General features: G+C 40.0%; 17 protein-coding genes. 1 reads left to right on the top strand and 16 read right to left on the bottom strand.

Features of this window, described 5'->3' with window-relative positions:
• Window positions 1-11: 11 nt before the first annotated feature.
• The 8 genes from ACQKKO_RS02200 to ACQKKO_RS02165 form a co-directional block, all read right to left on the bottom strand.
• On the bottom strand, window positions 12-983 hold the full coding sequence (locus tag ACQKKO_RS02200) for a biotin--[acetyl-CoA-carboxylase] ligase (RefSeq protein WP_498643901.1): 972 nt from the start codon (window positions 981-983) through the stop codon (window positions 12-14).
• A complete protein-coding gene (locus ACQKKO_RS02195; RefSeq protein WP_498643899.1) occupies window positions 973-2118 on the bottom strand; it encodes a CCA tRNA nucleotidyltransferase in 1146 nt (381 codons plus the stop codon). Before ACQKKO_RS02195 ends, ACQKKO_RS02200 begins: the two co-directional genes overlap by 11 nt.
• A gap of 3 nt (window positions 2119-2121) precedes the next feature.
• A complete protein-coding gene (bshA, locus tag ACQKKO_RS02190) occupies window positions 2122-3258 on the bottom strand; it encodes an N-acetyl-alpha-D-glucosaminyl L-malate synthase BshA (RefSeq protein ID WP_498643897.1) in 1137 nt (378 codons plus the stop codon).
• A 3-nt stretch (window positions 3259-3261) separates the two neighbouring features.
• Window positions 3262-3972: a bacillithiol biosynthesis deacetylase BshB1 gene (gene bshB1 / locus ACQKKO_RS02185; RefSeq protein ID WP_498643895.1), complete on the bottom strand. Its 711-nt coding sequence runs from the start codon at window positions 3970-3972 to the stop codon at window positions 3262-3264.
• A 16-nt stretch (window positions 3973-3988) separates the two neighbouring features.
• Window positions 3989-4381, bottom strand: a complete 393-nt coding sequence (gene mgsA / locus ACQKKO_RS02180; protein WP_498643893.1) for a methylglyoxal synthase — start codon at window positions 4379-4381, stop codon at window positions 3989-3991.
• A gap of 12 nt (window positions 4382-4393) precedes the next feature.
• The gene (dapB, locus tag ACQKKO_RS02175; RefSeq protein WP_498643891.1) at window positions 4394-5194 is read right to left on the bottom strand and encodes a 4-hydroxy-tetrahydrodipicolinate reductase; all 801 of its coding nucleotides are present in this window, start codon (window positions 5192-5194) and stop codon (window positions 4394-4396) included.
• A gap of 204 nt (window positions 5195-5398) precedes the next feature.
• Window positions 5399-5569: a sporulation histidine kinase inhibitor Sda gene (sda, locus tag ACQKKO_RS02170; RefSeq protein WP_498643889.1), complete on the bottom strand. Its 171-nt coding sequence runs from the start codon at window positions 5567-5569 to the stop codon at window positions 5399-5401.
• A gap of 119 nt (window positions 5570-5688) precedes the next feature.
• Window positions 5689-5886, bottom strand: a complete 198-nt coding sequence (locus ACQKKO_RS02165; protein ID WP_498643887.1) for a hypothetical protein — start codon at window positions 5884-5886, stop codon at window positions 5689-5691.
• Window positions 5887-6019: 133 nt separating this feature from the next.
• Between ACQKKO_RS02165 and ACQKKO_RS02160 the strand changes: the two genes are divergently transcribed.
• A complete protein-coding gene (locus tag ACQKKO_RS02160) occupies window positions 6020-6889 on the top strand; it encodes a YitT family protein (protein WP_343130379.1) in 870 nt (289 codons plus the stop codon).
• 49 nt (window positions 6890-6938) lie between these two features.
• Here ACQKKO_RS02160 and ACQKKO_RS02155 read toward each other — a convergent pair whose 3' ends face one another.
• The 8 genes from ACQKKO_RS02155 to ACQKKO_RS02120 all read right to left on the bottom strand — a co-directional run bounded on the left by ACQKKO_RS02155 (window position 6939) and on the right by ACQKKO_RS02120 (window position 12668).
• Window positions 6939-7613 carry a zinc metallopeptidase gene (locus tag ACQKKO_RS02155; RefSeq protein WP_498644645.1) on the bottom strand — a complete coding sequence of 225 codons (675 nt, stop codon included), beginning with the start codon at window positions 7611-7613 and terminating at the stop codon, window positions 6939-6941.
• Between the two features lie 106 nt (window positions 7614-7719).
• Window positions 7720-8520 (bottom strand): sporulation protein YpjB, encoded by an 801-nt coding sequence (locus ACQKKO_RS02150; protein ID WP_498643885.1) that lies wholly within the window; start codon window positions 8518-8520, stop codon window positions 7720-7722.
• Between the two features lie 76 nt (window positions 8521-8596).
• Window positions 8597-9193 (bottom strand): DUF1405 domain-containing protein, encoded by a 597-nt coding sequence (locus ACQKKO_RS02145; protein ID WP_498643883.1) that lies wholly within the window; start codon window positions 9191-9193, stop codon window positions 8597-8599.
• Window positions 9194-9310: 117 nt separating this feature from the next.
• Entirely contained in the window at window positions 9311-10096 is a 786-nt protein-coding gene (locus tag ACQKKO_RS02140) for a c-type cytochrome (RefSeq protein ID WP_498643881.1), read from the bottom strand.
• A 40-nt stretch (window positions 10097-10136) separates the two neighbouring features.
• Complete coding sequence (gene qcrB / locus ACQKKO_RS02135) at window positions 10137-10808, bottom strand: menaquinol-cytochrome c reductase cytochrome b subunit (protein WP_203086765.1); 672 nt, start codon at window positions 10806-10808, stop codon at window positions 10137-10139.
• A gap of 15 nt (window positions 10809-10823) precedes the next feature.
• Window positions 10824-11315 (bottom strand): Rieske (2Fe-2S) protein, encoded by a 492-nt coding sequence (locus ACQKKO_RS02130; protein WP_498643879.1) that lies wholly within the window; start codon window positions 11313-11315, stop codon window positions 10824-10826.
• A gap of 147 nt (window positions 11316-11462) precedes the next feature.
• Window positions 11463-11915 carry a DUF2487 family protein gene (locus ACQKKO_RS02125; protein WP_498643877.1) on the bottom strand — a complete coding sequence of 151 codons (453 nt, stop codon included), beginning with the start codon at window positions 11913-11915 and terminating at the stop codon, window positions 11463-11465.
• Window positions 11916-12110: 195 nt separating this feature from the next.
• Window positions 12111-12668 (bottom strand): ReoY family proteolytic degradation factor, encoded by a 558-nt coding sequence (locus ACQKKO_RS02120; protein WP_498643876.1) that lies wholly within the window; start codon window positions 12666-12668, stop codon window positions 12111-12113.
• Window positions 12669-12762 lie beyond the last annotated feature (94 nt).

The raw sequence follows: 12762 nt of genomic DNA, 5'->3' as shown, positions 1-12762 counted from the left end.
TAAAGTGACGACTACTTCTTTGATTGCACGTCTGCAGAGTACACCTTATGTGTGGTTCCCTGCTCGTCTTCAACTAATAAGGCTCCGTCTTCGGAAATACCAACAGATCGTCCGGAAATCGTGCCGTGAATACTCTTCGCTTCAAGGTTTAAACCGATACTAATTGATCTTGCTTCCCAAAGCAGTTTGATTTCTCCTAGCCCATTTTCAAGATAGGACTCGTATAACCATTCGAATTCTTCAAGTATTTTTGCTAAAAGCTCTGCACGATTAATTATGGTTCCCTTCTCTGTAGCAAGAGAGGTTGATTGATTACGATCATCATGGATAAGCTCTTCATCTGTTTGGTTTGCATTGATACCAATTCCAAGGATCACTACGTTGGCTAGTCCAGGCTCAGATTGCATTTCTGTTAAAATACCAACAATCTTCCGCCCATTCAGCAAAATATCGTTTGGCCATTTAATATCAGCATCAAGGCCAGTGACTTTCTCAATTGCTCTTGTAACAGCAACGGCTGCCACTAGTGTGAGCGGAGGTACGTTTTCAGGAGCGAGTGCCGGACGCAATAACAGGCTCATAGATATGCTTGTACCAGGTGCTGAACTCCAATTCCGTCCGAATCGCCCACGTCCATTGGTTTGTTCATCGGCTACAACGACATGTCCCTCCGGCTCGCCAGCTTGAGCTAACTCATGTGCAATAGCCTGAGTACTTGGAACAGATGTATAAAAAGACACTTTTTGACCTAAACGCTTTGTATGCAAATATAAATGAATATCGTGCTCCTGTAATCCATTAGGGCGCCCGATTAATTGGTAACCCTTTTTAGGGGCCGATTCAATCTGGTACCCACTTTTTTTAAGCACGTCAATCTGTTTCCAAATAGCGGTTCTAGATACACCAAGCGATTCACTTAATCGTTCACCTGATACATATTCACCCTGATGTTCGACAAGTTTTTGAACAAGTTCACTTCTCATCATGTCTCCTCCTTTCAATTGCTTCAATAAGAGCTGCCTTCGAATGTGTAATCGATTTACTAATGACTTGTTGTTCAAGCCATTCTAGTTCCTGTTTGATCCATGGCCCAGAAGGAATCGCTCGATTTTCCATAAGATCCCTTCCTGATATTAGTAATTCCTTACTTGAATGAATCGGTAGGGCTTCCCATCTTTTCTGCAACAGTTGATCATTCACTGCAGACTTTTGAAAGATGCTACGTAGCTGTTCAACGTCCCGAACAACAGATAAACCAAATTGATAGAGGATCCAATCTGTTAAAGGGTGTTGTTCACGATGTTCAAAAAGAGTCAAACGGGATTTAATTTGTCTTTTTGTTTCGTTGGACATAGGTAAGCCTTGTGCCGCAGTTTGAGAAGGCTTTTGAATCCATAGAAAATAGAACGTCCATCGATTAACCGAATCTAACTCCTCAAGCCATGGAATAGCCTTCAGTTTTTCCATCTCATTTGGTAACAAACGTAACCCTGGCAGATAGGAATAGAGCTCTGTTTGTTCTAAATAACGAAACGCTTGTTGAATATTGTGACCTTTCAGCAGTTTGTCCCACTCAGCAATCATTCGCTCGCCCGCCACTTGCTGAATTGACGAAGCCTGTTGCTTCATTACTTCTATAAGTGTTGCATCAATTGAAAAGGATAACTCACTGCAAAAACGAATCGCTCTAAGCATGCGTAGAGGGTCTTCCTTCATACGTTCCTTAGGTCTATATGACCGAATCACCTTTTGTGATAGATCATCTTGTCCATTGCAAGGATCAATGACTTCTCCATCAATCGTTTGTGCCATCGAATTAATTGTGAAGTCCCGACTCGTAAGATCCTCCGCTAATGAAAGTCCTCGTTCAGTTGTCACTTCGATCTGTTCGCCATTCATACGAACTAAAACCGTTTGATGCTCCGTATTCATTTGATGCGCTTTTTTAAACAATGTACATATCTCTGCCGGTTTAGCAGATGTTGTAACGTCTATGTCTGATACATCTCGTCGCAATAATCCATCACGAACCGCTCCACCAACCATGTGAGCACGATATCCATGCTCGTTAAGCTTTTGAATGACTTGTTCAGCTGCTTGTTTAGCTAAAGGATTCAAGAGCTACTCATTCCTTTCCGCTAAAACAGCTTGATAAATGGCTTCATACTCAGATACGATCTTATCAGCATTAAAACGTCTAATCACGTCCTGCATTGCAGTTTCTCTAAACTGTTGGAGGGTGCTTGGATCCGCTACAAGTTGAATCGCTCGTCTCATGACATCCTCAACATCTCCCACTTCACATAAAAAGCCGGTTTCACCGTCTTTAATAACTTCAGGGATTCCTCCGATTCTTGTGCCGATAACAGGAACACCACAAGCCATCGCTTCTAAAGCAACTAAACCAAAGCTTTCTTTTTCACTTAATAACAACATCACATCACTAATAGAGAGAAGCTCTGCTAAATGCTTTTGGCTGCCAAGAACAAGCACCTGATCTTCTAAACCGAGCTCAGTGATCAATTCTCTTGCAGCCGGTAACTCCTGACCGTCACCAATTAATAGCAATTTGGCTCGAATGGATTGGTGGATAAGCGAGAAGCTTTTAATTACATCCTGAATTCTCTTTACCGGTCGGAAATTTGAAATATGGATAAAAACAGCTTCATCTGCTTCAATTCCATATCTCTTCTTTAAATCACCAGTTTCCACTGGATGATACTGTGTCTCATCTATAAAATTATAAACGGTTTGAATGTCTTTAGATGATTGAACTAATTCATAGGTTTGTTTAATTAAATCATCTGATACCGCTGTAACGGCATCAGAAGCATCAATCCCATATTTAATTAACGGTTTTAGCGATTGATCCACACCTAAGATCGTAATGTCTGTACCGTGTAATGTGGTAACAATCTTTACAGGATGTGTAGCCATTTGCCTTGCTAAAATGGCACAAATTGCGTGTGGCACTGCATAATGCACATGAAGAATGTCAAGTTTTTCTCGATCAATGACTTCTGCCATTTTACTTGCTAACGTTAAATCATAAGGAGGGTGCTGAAAAACTGAATATTGATTCACTTGCACCTCATGATAATAGACGTTTGGATACACCCGATCTAACCGAAAAGGAATACTCGAAGTGATAAAATGAACATCATGACCTTTGCTTGCTAGCTGTTTCCCAAGCTCAGTAGCTACAACTCCCGATCCACCAACCGTAGGATAACAGCTAATTCCGATGCGATACTTCATCCGTTACAGATTCCCTTCCAGTAAATTAGAGACAACAAATGGTTTAACTGTTTGAAATCCTTCAGCTACCTGAAGACCTGCTTGGCTACCAAATACTTTGTCTCTTGCTTCCACGCTTGCAATATACTCTGAATTAAGTGGTGTTTCCACTGAAGATGCAGAGTGTTCGAACTGACTCTTATAAGCCTGAAGTGCGTTTCGTTTTTGCTCTTTCCATTCCGCAATGTCTACGACGAAGTCCGGCTGCGCTAAACCGTTTATAAAATAAGTGAATACATCGCGAACTTTGTGTGCCGGCAAATTTTTTATACATTGATATTTATAAATACGTGCATTAAAAACAGCTTCTTGAATTAATCGTCCAGCATGGACATGATCAGGGTGTCGATCAGGACTTCCTGGCGCAAATACAATTTTAGGCTTATATGTACGTATGACAGAGGTAATTTCCGCTAAACTCTCGGCTTCATTTAAGCTTAACCCACGATCTGCAAGATCAAGCTGAATTCGTGTTGTTAAACCTAAATGGTTAGCCGCTTCCTCTGCTTCCTTTTGCCGGGTATCCACCGTACCATTTGAAGACAGTTCAGCTTTTGTTAAATTACAAATCCCTACCTTTTTTCCAAAGCTCGCGTATTTGGCAAGTGTACCTGCCATACCAATCTCAACATCATCCGGATGTGCACCGAATGCTAGGATATCAAGTGAATCCATCGTCTCATTCCTTCTTTTACAAAACTTCCCGCCATTTATAATCGCCATTCTTAAGACCTTTTATTAATATATCAGCTGTTCCTAAATTTGTAGCAAGTGGTACCGACTGCAAATCACAAAGTCTAACAAGGGCTGTAACATCCGGCTCATGCGGTTGTGCAGTTAGTGGGTCGCGCAGAAAAATGATTAAATCAAATAAATTTTCAGCAACGCGCGCACCGATTTGCTGATCTCCACCTAACGGACCTGACTTAAATAATGTGACGGATAAACCAGTCGCTTCCGTTATACGGGTCCCTGTCGTTCCCGTTGCATATAGTTCATGTTCAGCTAAAGTATCTTTGTATGCCAGTGAAAACTCTACCATATCATCCTTTTTCTTATCGTGAGCAATAAGTGCAATTCTCATGGTTTATCCCCTCTACTCGATAATATGTTCTAATCCATACACCAATGTATCTAATGAAAGAACCGTTTCCACAGACAGACGAACACCAGGCATAAAGGACGCTCGATTAATTGAATCATGACGAATCGTTAATGTTTGACCTGGTCCACCAAAGATAACCTCTTGATGAGCGACTAATCCAGGTAAGCGAATACTGTGAATGCGCATACCTTCCATTTCCGCACCACGAGCTCCTTGCATATCTTCTGTTTCATTTTCATGCCCTTGCTGTTTCGCTTCTCTTACTTCTGAAATTAATTGAGCTGTTTTATGAGCCGTTCCTGATGGGGCATCGAGCTTTCTGTCATGATGCATCTCAAGTATTTCTACATCCGGCATATAACGAGCTGCCGTTTGTGCAAATTTCATCATTAAGATGGCACCTATCGCAAAATTGGGTGCAATAATCGCTCCAATTCCTTTGTCCTCTGCTTTTGTACGTAAACGATCAATTTCTTCTTGAGTAAATCCTGTTGTACCAATTACCGGTCGTACACCTTGATCGATTGCAGCCTCAAGGTGTACTTTTCCAATTTCTGGCGAAGTAAGATCAATGAGTACATCTGGCTGTTGCTCCGTAAAACATTGCTTAATATCTGTATAAACAGGAATGTCTAGTTCAGGCATACCTTCTACTTCTGATAGACGCTTACCATTATGTTTAGAATCAATTACAGCCACTAATGAGAAATGGTTCGTTTCCTGAGTTAATGTAACAGCTTCACGCCCCATATTCCCTCTTGGTCCTGCAATGACAATTTTTATTTCGTTCATCGTTATCACCCTTCTTCCACAGCTTGCACTTAAGTTGTTTATGTAACGTTTGTTCAATTACCATGTTAGCGAATTACGTGCAATTTCGCAATTGTATAGCTATATAAACCTTATAAGGATATTGAAATCACTAAAAAACCTACCTGTTCCATTAAGTCGGAACATGGCAGGCTATTAAATTGGTTTATGTAAGTAGTGGTATGATTATTCTTTTTCCATAACATGTTCAAAATGAACTAACGTTTTATCAAATGAATCCGCTTCCTTTTTAATAAGTTCTTCACGGATTAACTGAATAAAGTCTTGATCATGATCATTTAGTATAGCTTGCCGATAAGCAGCTCTTAATACTTCGACTGATAAATATTTGTCCACGGTCTAACCTCTCTTCTACAAAAATTTATACTGTCTACTTTCCCAACTTAACATGACTTAAAACCTATTTTCAGAAAATAATATAAATGAAATTAATTTGACATCATTTTGAAATATTATTAGCCTTTTTGTCGACCACGGAGGAGATCTATCATCGCTATCAGATTCCAAAGTCCAAGCACAAAGCATACAACCATCACAACTATTCCGGTATTTTGGTCGACCACTGACCATTTGGCTATGATTACACAAAATACTCCTGCAAAGGCAAGACTGTTTAAGCATAAAATAAGAAATAATGAAATGAGTTGCTTCAAGTGTATACCCCCCTCACTCTCATAAATGATCTATATGAAGGTAACAACTAAGTTAAAACGAAATCAATTCACATGAAAGCTAGCTTTTTTTTGAAATATTTTATAGAGTAATGAAAGATAAAGGAGGAGAATCATGGTCTATCAACATATCCGCAATCTCTTTTTTGTGATTGTCGGATCCGCACTTATGTCTTTTGGTCTTGTTTATTTTAATATGGAAAATTCATTAGCTGATGGAGGATTTACAGGAGTTACCCTTATTTTATTTTATGCGTTTAATCTTAATCCAGCTATTTCGAACTTGGTCTTAAACATCCCGTTATTTTTTATTGGATGGAAGCTACTTGGCAGAACTACCTTTATCTATACGATTGTGGGTACAGTTGCAGTCTCCGTTTTCTTGGACTTATTTCAGCGGTTTCAACTTGTTTACATACCACTTCATGATGACTTAACATTAGCTGCGTTATTCGCCGGAGCCTTTATAGGTGTTGGATTAGGTCTTGTTTTTCGATACGGCGGGACTACTGGAGGCGTTGACATTATCGCGAAGCTTTGTTTGCGTTACTTTGGATGGAGTATTGGACGGACCATGTTTGTATTTGATGCATGTGTCATCGCTACCTCACTTCTTTACATCAATTATCGAGAGGTGATGTACACGTTAGTTCTCGTATTCATCGCCGCACGAGTGATTGATTTTATTCAAGAAGGAGCCTATTCCGCCAAAGCAGCCTTTATTATCTCTGAGCAAATTCCTGATATTTCTGAAGCCATCTTACGAGAAATGGGGCGTGGTGCAACCTCTTTAAAAGGGACAGGGAGCTTTACGGGATCAGAGAAGGATGTATTGTATTGCGTTGTGGCAAGAAACGAGTTAGCACGTTTTAAAAATCTTGTTCAACGAATCGACCCTCATGCCTTTGTCACAATCAGCAATGTGACGGATGTGAGCGGAGAAGGATTTACGTTGGATGAAAACAAGCAACCATTGCATTTATAGAAAGAAAAAAAGACTCTTGGGTTTGCGTTACCCAAGAGTCTTTTCGTAATTAATCGTCGTTCATATTCAAGAACATCAAAACAAAACGCAATAGTTCTAATAAAGCAACTAACGCACCAGCGACATATGTCATAGCCGCTGCATTTAAAACTTTTTTCGTTTCACGTTCTTCATTGTTACGGATAATTCCGGAAGAAACCATCTGCTCCATCGCGCGATTACTCGCATTAAATTCAACCGGTAAGGTGACGAGCTGGAATAATACCGCAGCTGCCATAAAGATAATTCCAACCAGCACTAAGTTTTGAATGGTAAATAACACACCTGCAATCAAAAAGAAAAATGAAGCATTTGACCCTATGCTTGCAACTGGTGCAAGGGCGCTACGGAAGTTAAGGAACGAGTAATTTTCAGCATCTTGAATCGCATGTCCCACCTCGTGAGCCGCTACTGCTGCCCCAGCAACAGATGGTCTGTGATAATTCTCGGAAGACAGACGTACAGTTTTAGCTCGAGGATCATAGTGATCAGAAAGCTGACCTTTTACTTCTTCAATTCGTACATCGTATAATCCATTGTCATCAAGAATTTTACGAGCTACCTCAGCTCCGGTCATATCTGCAGAGTTACGAACCTGAGAGTATTTGTTATACGCTTTTTTCACCCGGCTACTTGCCCATATCGGAATAATGAGCACCAAAGCAAAATAAACAAGAAAACTCATTGACACGGTACACTCACCTCATCCTTTTACCTAGAATTACTATATGATTATAGTGTACTTAAAACGTCAGAGAAAGTCAAAGTATTAACCTTTTTTGCAAATCGTGTTACATTTTCTCTTTTTCTTTTTCCTTTTCCTCCTGTTTCACTTGCGAGGTTGCATATTTTCTCCATCCTACATAGGAGAGAGATACAATAATCATTCCACCAATCGTAAAGATCATCCACCATAGTGACGGATCTGCTTCTTCTCGGTCATATTCTTCATACATTGTTTGAATGTCTTCCTCAAGCTGTGCAGCATAAGCAGCTCTAGCACTCACATCCAACTGCTTTTTTGAAGATAAAAACGTATCCAGTTGCGCATCAATAAAATACAAGTCACTTGCGGCTTGGATGGACAATGCCGGACGAATGACTTGATATTGACGATTAATTTCATTTAATTGTTGATAAAATACGTCAGTTGTTTGATCCCAAGCTACGACTTTAAGCTCTTCCGCTGCTCTAAGTAGCGAGGTTTCACTTAAAAGCCATAGCGGTTGACTATTATTTGATACGGCATCAACAGCTAATCTAAACGTTGTCACACGATCAATTCGTTCTACTTGCTCCATCTCTTCTGATTGCAGTGCTACTTGAGCTTGTTGCAAGGTAAGAGAGATGGCTTGTTCACTCTCTGTATCAAAAAAAGGAGATTGATCATGATTTACGCTTTGCCATGTATGATTAAATGATTCAAGTAGTTGATTGGCTTCAGTTAAGTTCTCTTGCTTTGTTAATTGCAGAACAAGATCTGCTGTTTTACTCACATCGGTCCACTGACTTTCAGAACTTGCTTGTACATTCTGTACACTAAGACATCCAAAACAAACAAGAAAAAGTATCATTCCTTTTACGTATCGCACAGTATCCCTCCCCCATTCCATACATCCTATGAATGGTAGGACAAGAGTAGACCAGGAATTATAAACTCAGGCGGGTCTAGATAGACAGGTGCAAACGATCCTTTCGAAGGCATAACCAATAGATACATCCAACAGAAAACAAGCCAAGCCAGAAAGTAAAATAACCGATTTGCGAAAGGTACGGTAAAAGACCTGATGACAACCAAGGAAACATTCCAAAGACGTAATCGATGATGTCATTATGTACAGTCCAAATTAGTGCGACAATTAAGTGCCAAGGCTTTATTCGGAAATAAGGAGCATAGATAACTGCTTGAATAGCCATTCCAGCATGAGAAAGATTTAACATGATAATATCCGACGTGAGCGGCGCCCCAGCCAAAACAGATGAACTATTCATCACAACTGCCCAAATCCCGTATTTAATCAGTGTGACACCAGCTAACGCTTCAAAAATAGGCCAATTTGTTTTCATCAGAAATGCAATAAGAACAAAAACAAAAAACAAACTAGCTGTTGGACTATCTGGTACAAATGGTGTGAAATACCACGGTGTCGCTTTTAATTGATTTCCATACCAAACAAAACCGTAGATTGTCCCAGGAACATTAATCAACAGAAGTAGGATAAGAACATATGGCTTTCTGAAATAAGATAAAATTGGAAGAAACATAAGGTACCCTTCTTTCATTTTCAGGTAAAATAAAAAGATGCCTACTACAATTACAAGTTAGACGCTAGCTTTTACCAGCATACTAAATTGAATTAAGTCGACATCCTTATTATACCCTTATTCTTCTACATCGCCATGATTTGCAATGTAATCTGCTAAAATTTCAAGCTCTTCTTCTGAACCTTCAAATTGATCAGCAGGCATCGCACCTTGACCATTATGAATAACTTCGATAACTTCTTCCACAGACTTCTCAGTTTCAAGAAGGTTTGGTCCCATTGCCGATCCCGATAATGTTTCCCCGTGACAAGAAATACATGTTTGCTGGCTTTGATAAATTTCGTAGCCCTGAGCTTCCATGTTAATATCAACGTCACCTTCTTCTACTAATTGACCCTGCTGTGCAGCAGCTACCCAGTCATGTTGATCAACAGCTTCCCAAGTTAAAAAGATGGTTGCGATAACCCCTAGCAGCATCATAGATGATGCAATTGGTCTTCTTTGCGGACGACGTTCCTTACCCGTATCAAGCCACGGAGCAAGTAATAATGCACCGAACGCAACCCCAGGGATAATGACCGTTCCGAGAACATTATAATCACCAGAGGCATACGTATATTTCAGTAATTGATACAAAAATAAGAAGTACCAGTCAGGTAACGGGATGTACGCAGAGTTTGTTGGATCAGCTAATCCTTCAAGCGGTGCTGGGTGTGCAACAGTTAAACACAGGTACCCCATTAAAAACACTGCACCTACCATCCATTCACGTAGTAAGAAGTTCGGCCAGAATGCCTCTGTTTTACCAGGATACTCTGAGTAATCCTTTGGAATGTTTGGCTTTCTGCCATTCACTTTTACCCTGGAATCTCCAACAAATTTCATTCCTTTTCCTCGATGCATCTTGTTCCCTCCTTTTGCCGAGAATCACGTGTTTTATTCCTTACAACGGTCCAGAGATCCCTTGTTTACGAATCATAAAGAAGTGAGCTCCAAGTAACCCAAGAAGTGCTGCTGGTAAAAAGAAAACATGGATGGCAAAGAAACGAGTTAATGTTGCTGCACCAATAATGTTTCCACCTGCAAGCAATGTTTTTGTAAAGTCACCGATAATTGGCACACTTTCAGCAATTTGCAGTCCAACGACCGTTGCGAAGTACGCTTTGTTATCCCACGGCAGTAGGTAACCGGTGAAACCAAGACCCAACATCACGAAGAAAATTAACACACCTACAACCCAGTTTAATTCACGTGGTTTTTTATATGAACCTGTGAAGAAGACACGTAATGTATGTAAGAACATCATAACTATGACTAAACTAGCTCCCCAGTGATGCATTCCTCGCACAATGACTCCAAACGCTACTTCGTTTTGTAAATAATATACGGAAGCGTGGGCATTAATAATATCAGGAACATAATACATGGTTAAAAACATACCAGATAAGATCTGAATAACCGTTACAAAAAACGTCAATCCACCAAAACAATAAACAAATGCTGAGAAATGATGAGCAGGATTGACATGCTCAGGCACTTCATGGTCAGCGATATCTCGCCACATAGGCGTAATATCTAGACGTTCATCAACGTAATCATAAATTTTTTGAAGCATCCACTACGCCTCCCACTAAGTTTGCTGATTCACTTGTCCTACTGATACTCGTCCATCCTCAACTAACACTTCAAACCTGTCCAATGGACGTTGTGGAGGCAAATTCGGTACGTTTTTACCGTCTTTCTCGAATCTTCCACCATGACATGGACAAGCAAATTCTCCTTGATCTTCCTGATACGCTACTGTACAGCCTAAATGAGTACAGGAAGAGGATAAGGCAATAACATCATCACCTTGTCTAAATATGTACGCTTCGTGTTGCACTTCTGACTCATACCAGGCGTCTACTTGATCATACGAAAAGACAAATCGTTGTGGTTCATCAGTCAAGTCATCTAGATCACACACATAATGCATGTCTGATTCAGCACTTGCTTTTAAAGCCGGATCAAGGGCAAATCTTGCCATTGGCATTAGCATTCCTGCTGCCATAAACCCACCAACACCTGTAAGCGTATACGTCAGAAATTGTCGTCTTGACACTTTGTGCTCTTTCTCGCTCACGGTTCTCCCTCCTACCAACAGATTGTAAGCCCAATCATTGGACATAAAACGAAATAATACTAGGACAATGTAATGATACTACAACCGGTTTCATAGCGCAATATCTCTTCACGTGAGGTTTGGTTCCGTTTTCATATAAATGTGACTTTATGACCACTTTTTTGTCAAAATTGAAGACAAATCTCGAGCCACATCAGCACTAAGATTCGCCCGATCCTTGGCGCTTAATCCATGTAATTGAATGGCTGGCACCCACTCAATTCGTTCTAATACATCAACATCCCGCCAATTCGAATCACTTGTCAGTAACAAAATATGTTTAGCACCGTCTTTTTTCCAAGACTCTATCCATGATTCTAATCGATTCACCCTATCTTCTACTTTTTCACTAGAAAGATAGGTAAAAGGTAAGCTTGTGAGCAATCGGCCTTGATACATCCTTTCTAGTTCTAATGAGATGGATTCAATATATTCGCTAGCCAAAACAGTCTTTGTTTGTTCTTTTTGAAACCCAAGAGGCATAAGTGGGATTAATACCGTATCAACGTACGCTTTCTCTTTCTGATAGACTTGAATATCTTTCGTTGTCCACTTCATCATTCATTCACTCCTTATTCTATGTAAAAACAAAGAGCCTGAGACAAAACAGTTAGACACTGATGAAAACATGAACATAGCAACAAATCCGCTACAGGTGAATCCCTCGCTTGTTCAATAAAATCACGAATGGTGAATGATTCTCCAATTGAATCATTCACCATTTTCTAATCGATTTTTAGTTTTGTCCAAGGCTCTCTACGTTCTATTATGCTCTGCATCCAAAAGACGAAGTTCTTCTGTATACCGGGAGAACAATATCTGATCTCGAGTATCTAGCGCTTGATCGATCTGTTCTAAAAGCTGTGTCCGGTTAAACATATACAATGAATGCGAGAGCAGTTGCTCTGTTTCATTTTCCATCACTTCAGCCCGTTTTTGATTTTCAGGCAAATACGGGTTATCTTCAAGAACAGCAAGGTATAATGAGTAGCTTTTTGCGCCTTTAAAATGCAGTTCAATATAGATTTCTTCCGTTTGATTTAAACGGATATCGTGAAATGCTTTCTCGGCATCTGTGGTGACATGCTGATTTTTTCTAAACGAGAAGGGTATGGTGCTAACACCTTGCGCTGATATCACAAGAGCTTTAGGTGTTTGTTCAGCTTGCTCAATAAAATGAACTCGTTCCATTAAGTTATCATCACTCATGAGGTAGTTTAACAGCCACGCGCATTCCCGACGCTTCAGCTCATACTGTTTTAAGAAGCTTTTAAGAAAATCCTTCTTCTCAACAACTGGAATCGTATTTCCCATTCCGTCCCCTCCTTTAAGATCAACCTGACAGCTCATTGTTTACTCGAAACAAGTTTCTTAGTATACTCTACATTTCTGTACGGCTAAAAGAAAA

It is taken from the genome of Alkalihalobacillus sp. NPDC127517 (assembly GCF_050276055.1).
Taxonomy (GTDB): domain Bacteria; phylum Bacillota; class Bacilli; order Bacillales; family Bacillaceae_D; genus Alkalicoccobacillus.
The sequence above is the reverse complement of the archived record's forward strand: the minus strand, read 5'-3'. Positions and strand labels throughout refer to the sequence as shown.